We start from the raw sequence: 6,697 nt of genomic DNA on the forward strand, positions 1-6,697 counted from the left end.
GTCGGCCGCACGGGCACGGTGGCCCGGCCGGGTCGAGGCAGAGGTGGCCGAGTTCACCGGCGTGGCCCCGGCCGCCCCGCAGCAGCCGGCCACCGGCGAGCACCCCCGCGCCGACGGAGACCCCGCCGGTGACGTGGACCAGGTCGGTGGCGCCGGCGTACGCACCGTGGCGCTGTTCGGCCAGCACCGCGAGGTTGGCGTCGGTGTCCACCGTGACGGTGAACCCGGTGTCCCGTAGCGCGGTCCGCAGGTCGGCGGCCAGCGGCACGTCCCGCCAGCCGAGGCCGCTGGCCAGGGGCACCCCACCGGCGGTGTCGACCAGGCCGGGCACCCCGACGGTGAGGCCGAGCACGGTGCGGCCCTGCCCGGTGACCCGGCCGATCGCGCGGCGGGCCAGGGTGACCAGCGCCCGGACGGTGTCGGCGGGGCCGGCGGTGGGGGCGGGGAACGCCCGCCGCCAGGTGAGCAGCCGGTTGCCGCCCGGATCCACGGCGACCACCACCAGGTCGTCCGCGCCGATCTGCAGGCCCAGCGCCGCGTACGGGGAGCCGTCGAGGACGAGCATGGTGGCCGGACGGCCGACCCGGTTGCCGGTCAGCCCGGTCTCGCGGACCAGCCGCCGGTCGAGCAGTTCGGTGACCAGGCTGGACACGGTGGCCTTGTTGAGCCCGGTGGTGGCGGCGATGTCGGCCCGGGAGCAGGGGGCGTGCAGGCGGACGTGCCGCAGGACCACGGCCCGGTTGGCCACCCGGACGTCACCCAGGTCGGTCGGCTGCGGTTCGTTGTGGATGCTGATCACGGTCTGTCCGCTCCCTGCGCCCGACGGTGGGTGGTGCCGTGCCGGTGCGTCGTCGGTACGTCTGTTCGGCTGGAAACTCAACTAACTCTAGCGGCACGTCCGGAGCCCGGACAGCCACCCGGCCCGGTGGGGTCAGTCCGGCGGGAACCACGGGGTGAACGGCGTCGGGGTGACCGGTTCGCCGTTGAGCAGCAGCCGGCGGGGGGCGTCGTCGCCGACCACGCTCAGCCGGCGGACCCGCAGCGGCCCGTCGGTGCGGACCCGCAGGGTGTCGCCGTCGCGCAGCGCCTGCACCACGGTGTCGCCGTCGACGTCGTGCAGCACCGTGCGGGCGTCCACCCCACCCCAGCTGACCAGGGTGACGTCGTCGAACGGGCCGTCGCCGACGGTGCCGGTGGCCGCGACGAGCGGCACCAGGGCGCCGTGCCGTACGAACAGCGGCAGCCGGTGCAGCGGCACGGCCACCCGCAGGTGCCGGCCGCCGCCGTGCCGTTCGCCGGTGCCGGCGTCGATCCAGTCGTCGCCGGTGGGCAGGTAGACGGCCCGCCGCCCGGACGGGTCGGTGACCGGGGCGACGAGCAGGTCGGTGCCGAGCCGGTACTGCAGGTCGGTGGTCCACGCGGTCGGGTCCTCGGGGGTGTCGACGAGCAGCGCCCGCATCATCGGCGCGCCGGTGCGCGCCGACTCCACCGCCGCCGACCACAGGTACGGCATCAGCCGGTAGCGCAGCCGCAGCGCGGCGACCGCGTCGCGTTCGGTGTCGGCGGGGAAGTCCCACGGCAGCCGGCTGGTGGTGCCGTGCAGCCGGACCAGCGGCGACAGCGCACCGAACTGGGTCCACCGCACGTACAGGTCCGCCTCGGGGGTGCCGTGGAAGCCGCCGGTGTCGTGGCTCCAGAACGGCACCCCGGACAGCCCGTGCGACAGGCCGCCGCGCAGGGTGCTGGCCAGGCCGGGCCAGGTGGCGTTGACGTCGCCGCTCCACTGCGCGCTGTGCCGCTGCCCACCCAGGTACGACGAGCGGGCCCACACCGTACGGTGCCCGGCGACCTCCTCGGTGAGGTCGGCGACGATGTCGTTGAACAGCAGGGTGTAGACGTTGTGCAGTTCGACGCCGGTCATGCCGTTGTGCGCCACCGCGTCGGCCGGCACCCCCTCGGCGAAGTCGGTCTTGAACACCGCCACCCCCTGTTCCAGCAGGGGGCGCAGCAGCCCCCGGAACCAGGCGACGGCGTCGGGGTTGGTGAAGTCGACGATGGCGCTGGCCGGGTAGCTGCCGTGCCACACGTCCGCCACGTACGTGCTGCCGTCGGCGCGGTGCAGGAAGTAGCCGGCGCGGGCCGCGTCGGCGTAGAGCGGGCTGTCGGTCATCAGGTACGGGTTCATCCACAGGCACACCCGGAACCCCTGCCCGGCGAGGGTGGCCAGCATCCCGGCCGGGTCGGGGAACGCCTCGTCGTCCCAGCGCAGCTCGGACCAGCGGCCGGCGACCTGCCAGTAGCAGTCCAGGTGCAGCACGTCGCAGGGGATGTCGCGGTCCCGGATGCGGCGAGCCCGCTCCAGCACCCGCTGCTGGCTGTCGGGGTAGAACCCCGAGGAGATCCACGCCCCGAAGGCCCACTTCGGCGGCAGGTACGGCCGGCTGGTCAGCTCGTCGAACCGGTCCAGCACCTCGACGGGGGTGGGGCCGGCGAGCACGTAGTAGTCGAGCAGGTCGTCGGGGACGATGATCTGCACGGCGCTGTGGGTGGACTGGCAGACGTCGAACTGCACCGGCATGCCGCTGTCGACGAGCACCCCGTAGCCCCGGTCGGACAGGTAGAACGGCACGTTCTTGTGGGACCGCTCGGACTCCCCGCCGAAGGCGTCGTAGTTCCACATCAGGGCCCGTTGGCCGCGCTTGTCCAGCGGGGTGAACTTCTCCCCGAAGCCGACGAACCGTTCGTCGCCGAACGCCACGAAGCTCTCGTGCCAGGCGACGGGCGCGCCGTCGGCGCTGCTGCGGCCGAACGGCAGGGTGCGGCGTCGGCCGCTGATGTCCCTGGTGCCGGGGTCCTGGTCGAGCAGCACCCGACCGTCGGGGGTGAGGAACCGCAGGTGCCAGGGGTCGAGACGGATCTCGGCGACGACCGCGCCGGCGTCGATGAGCACGTGGGTGTCGTCCACGGTGATCGCGGCGGGGTGGGCCCGGGGGTGGACCAGGGGCAGGGCGCGGGCCGAGCGGCTGCGGGCCTGCGGGTCCTCGGCGAGGCGGACCCGGATCACGCCGTGGCCGGCGGCGTCGAGGCGGACCACCAGGCTGCCGCCGTCGGACAGGGCGGCCTTGACGGTGACGCCGTGCTCGTCGGTGGCGACGACCTCGGCCCGGCCGACGGTGGCGACCCCGTCCTCGCCCGGTTCCCGTACGGGCAGGTCGGGCGGGTCGGCCACGAACGTCTCGTACGGGACCAGTGGCGGTCGGTACGGCATCGGTGTCTCCTCGGGCACGTTTTCCGGCGGTACCGACAGTTTCTTTGCCTTCCCAACGAACTGTCAACGAGTGACTTCGATTGACTCGCGATCAACCTGATTGACATGGGTAAATCACCTCCATAGTTTGGACACCTATCAAACAAAGTCGACGGGATGGTGGGTATGTGGGACGACGGGCGGCTCTGTTACGGCGGTGACTACAACCCCGAGCAGTGGCCCGCCGCCACCTGGCGCGAGGACGTCGCCCTGATGCGCCGGGCCCGGATCAACCTGGTCACCGTCGGTGTGTTCGCCTGGTCCCGGCTCGAACCCGCCCCCGGCCGCTACGATTTCGGCTGGCTCGACGAGGTGCTGGACCTGCTGCACGACGGCGGCATCCGGGTCGCCCTGGCCACCCCCACCGCCTCCCCACCGCCCTGGTTCTCCCTGGCGCACCCCGACGCGCTGCCGGTCACCGCCGACGGCGTCCGGCTGCACCACGGCAGCCGCGACACCTACTGCGCCGCCGCCCCCGCCTACCGGGCCGCCGCCCGGGGCATCGCCGCCACCCTCGCCGCCCGCTACGCCCACCACCCGGCCGTCGCCCTGTGGCACGTGCACAACGAGTACGGCACCACCTGCCACTGCCCGCACGCCGAGGCCGCGTTCCGCCGCTGGCTCGTCGAACGCCACGGCGACCTGGACACCCTCAACGCCGCCTGGGCCACCAGCTTCTGGAGCCAGCACTACACCGACTGGGCGTACGTGAGCACCCCCCGGGCCACCCAGTACCTCGGCAACCCCGGCCAACTGCTGGACTTCCGGCGGTTCTGGTCCGACACCCTGCTCGCCGCGTACGTCGAACAACGTGACCTGCTCGCCGCCGCCAACCCGGCGCTGCCGGTCACCACCAACTACGTCCTGGGCGACTGGGTTCCGGTCGACCACGCCCGCTGGGCGGGCGAGGTGGACCTGGTCGCCGTCGACCACTCCCCGTCGGCCGTCGACGGCGGCGCCGAGGAACAGACCGCCCTCGCCGCCGACCTGGCCCGCGGCTGGGCGCGACACGGCCGCCGCCGGGCCGCCACCCGACGCGGCGCGGCCCCCGCCGACGGCCCGGCCGGCTGGCTGCTGATGGAGAGCGCCGCCAGCCAGATCCACACCACCGGCCGCTCGCACACCAAGGAACCCGGCCGGATGGCCCGGCACAGCCTGTCCCACGTCGCCCGCGGCTCCCGGGGGGCGATGTTCTTCCAGTGGCGGGCCCCGGGAGGCGGCGCGGAACGATTCCACTCCGCGCTGGTGCCGCACACCGGCCCCGACACCCGGGTGTTCCGCGAGACGGTCCGCCTCGGCGAGCACCTCGACCGGCTCGCCGAGGTCACCGCCGGCGAGGTCACCGCATCGGTCGCACTGGCCTTCGACGCCGCCAGCGGCTGGGCGCTGCGCCACCCCGGCATGCCCTCGACCCTGCTCGACGGCCACGCCGAACTGGCCGCCGCGCACCGGGCGCTGTGGCGGGCCGGGTACGGCTGCGACATCGTCGTCCCCGGCGACCCGCTCGACCGCTACCGGCTGCTCGTCCTACCCGCCGTCTACCTGGCCGACGACGATGTCGCCGGCTGGGTCCGCGCCCACGTCGAGGCGGGCGGACACCTGCTGGTCAGCTACCTCAGCGGGGTGGCCGACCAGCACGGCCGGGTGCACCTCGGCGGCTACCCCGGCGCGTACCGGGACCTGCTCGGCCTGCGGGTGGAGGAGTTCCACCCGCTCGCCGCCGACGAACAGGTGCTGCTCTCCGGCGGCGGGACCGGCCGGATCTGGTCGGAGACCGTCCACCTGTGCGGCGCCGAACCGGTCGGCACGTACGTCGGTGGGGTCCTCGACGGCCGACCGGCGGTGACCCGGCACCGCACCGGCGAGGGCACCGCCTGGTACCTGTCGACCCGGCCCGACGACCGCACCTACCGGCGGCTGCTCACCGAGGTGGCCCGGACCGCCGGCCTCGCCCCGGTCTGCCCGGACGCCCCACCCGGGGTGGAGGCGGTCCGCCGCGCCGGCCCGCAGGGGAGCTGGCTGTTCCTGCTCAACCACACCGACCGGCCGCAGCGGGTGCCCGTCACCGGCGTCGACCTGCTCACCGACACCCCCGCCGACGGCACGGTGGTCCTGCCGGCCGGCGGCGTCGCGGTGGTCCGCGAGGAACCGGCCCCGATGGTGTCCGTCACAGCCACTCCGCCGATGACCGACCGGACCCCGCCCGCCTAACCTTGCCCCGGTGGGGACGAGGAACACGACGGCACCGCGCACACTGCCGCTCTGGCCGCTGTACCTGATGTTCGCGGCGATGCCGCTGTGGTGGCTGCTCGGTGGCCTCTACCTCGGCTGGGCGCTGTTCGGGATGCTGCTGGCGGTGGTCCTGCTCACCCACGGCCGGGTGTCCTGGCCGCCCGGCTCGGCGCTGTGGTTCGTCCTCGTCGGCCTCATCGTGGTCAGCGCCACCCGGCTGGAGAAAGCCAGCAGCCTGCTCGTCTACGGCCTGCGGCTGGGTTTCGTCCTCACCGCCCTCGTGGTCTACCTGTACGTCTACACCGCCGCCCGGCAGGGGGCCCGCTGGGACCGGCTGTTCCAACCGGTGCTGCTGTTCTGGTTGGGGATGGTCGCGCTCGGCTGGGTCGGCGTGCTGGCCCCCCGACTGGCGCTGACCACCCCGGTGGAGGTGCTGCTGCCCGACGGGCTGGCCGGGCAGCGGATGATCCGGGCGGTCACCCACGTGCACTCCACCGAGTTCAACCCCACCGGCCGCAACCCGTACTACCGCACGGCCGCCCCGTACCCGTACACCAACAACTGGGGTACGGGGTTCGCGCTGCTCGTGCCGTGCGTGCTGGCGTACCTGTCGGCGGTGCGCACCGGACCGCTGCGCCGGGTGCTGCTGGTGTCCCTGCCGCTGGCGCTGGTGCCGGCGTTCCTCACCCTCAACCGGGGCATGTTCGTCGGCCTCGGGGTGGGCCTGCTCTACCTGGGGCTGCGCGCCCTGGCGCGTGGCGACGTCCGGCTGATCGGCACGATCACCGCCGGGATGGCCGTGGCCTGGGTGGTCACCCTGGTCGTCCCGGTCGGCGACATGATCATGAACCGGGTGGAGAACACCGACTCGACCCGCGACCGCGCCGACCTGTACCGGCAGACCCTCGACGCGGTCCTGCACTCGCCGCTGCTCGGCTACGGCGCCCCCCGCAGCGCCGACACCACCACCGGCGCGGAACCCCTCGGCACCCAGGGGCAGGTCTGGTTGACCACGTACAGCCACGGCATCCCCGCCCTGCTGACGCTGCTGGCCCTCCTCGTGGTGCTGGTCCGCAGCACCGCCGTCGCGGTGTCCGCAGCCGGCCGGTGGCTGAGCGTGGTGCCGGTGGTCGCCCTCGCCCTCGCCCCGTTCTACGG

The 6,697-nt window shown here is 73.9% G+C and carries 4 protein-coding genes; 2 read left to right on the forward strand and 2 right to left on the reverse strand.

Going from position 1 to position 6,697, the window contains the following annotated elements; all coding sequences use genetic code 11:
• A partial coding sequence (locus ACOJTC_RS23595; protein ID WP_420118527.1) for an ROK family transcriptional regulator occupies nucleotides 1–799 on the reverse strand: 799 nt, incomplete at its 3' end.
• Between the two features lie 132 nt (nucleotides 800–931).
• Complete coding sequence (locus tag ACOJTC_RS23600) at nucleotides 932–3,268, reverse strand: TIM-barrel domain-containing protein (protein ID WP_420118528.1); 2,337 nt, start codon at nucleotides 3,266–3,268, stop codon at nucleotides 932–934.
• 156 nt (nucleotides 3,269–3,424) lie between these two features.
• On the opposite strand from ACOJTC_RS23600, the gene ACOJTC_RS23605 reads away from it, so the two are divergent.
• Complete coding sequence (locus ACOJTC_RS23605; protein WP_420118529.1) at nucleotides 3,425–5,518, forward strand: beta-galactosidase; 2,094 nt, start codon at nucleotides 3,425–3,427, stop codon at nucleotides 5,516–5,518.
• A gap of 10 nt (nucleotides 5,519–5,528) precedes the next feature.
• Nucleotides 5,529–6,697, forward strand: a 1,169-nt coding sequence (locus ACOJTC_RS23610; RefSeq protein ID WP_420118530.1) for an O-antigen ligase family protein, incomplete at its 3' end; no start/stop codon positions are given.

Origin of the sequence: Micromonospora sp. (assembly GCF_048594385.1) — a bacterium.
In the GTDB taxonomy this organism is placed as follows: Bacteria; Actinomycetota; Actinomycetes; order Mycobacteriales; family Micromonosporaceae; genus Micromonospora; species Micromonospora wenchangensis.

Bases quoted from the DNA above. Each gene is read 5' to 3' on its own strand.
- ACOJTC_RS23600 (WP_420118528.1), bottom strand. From the start codon at position 3,268: ATGCCGTACCGACCGCCACTGGTCCCGTACGAGACGTTCGTGGCCGAC.
- ACOJTC_RS23605 (WP_420118529.1), top strand. From the start codon at position 3,425: ATGGTGGGTATGTGGGACGACGGGCGGCTCTGTTACGGCGGTGACTAC.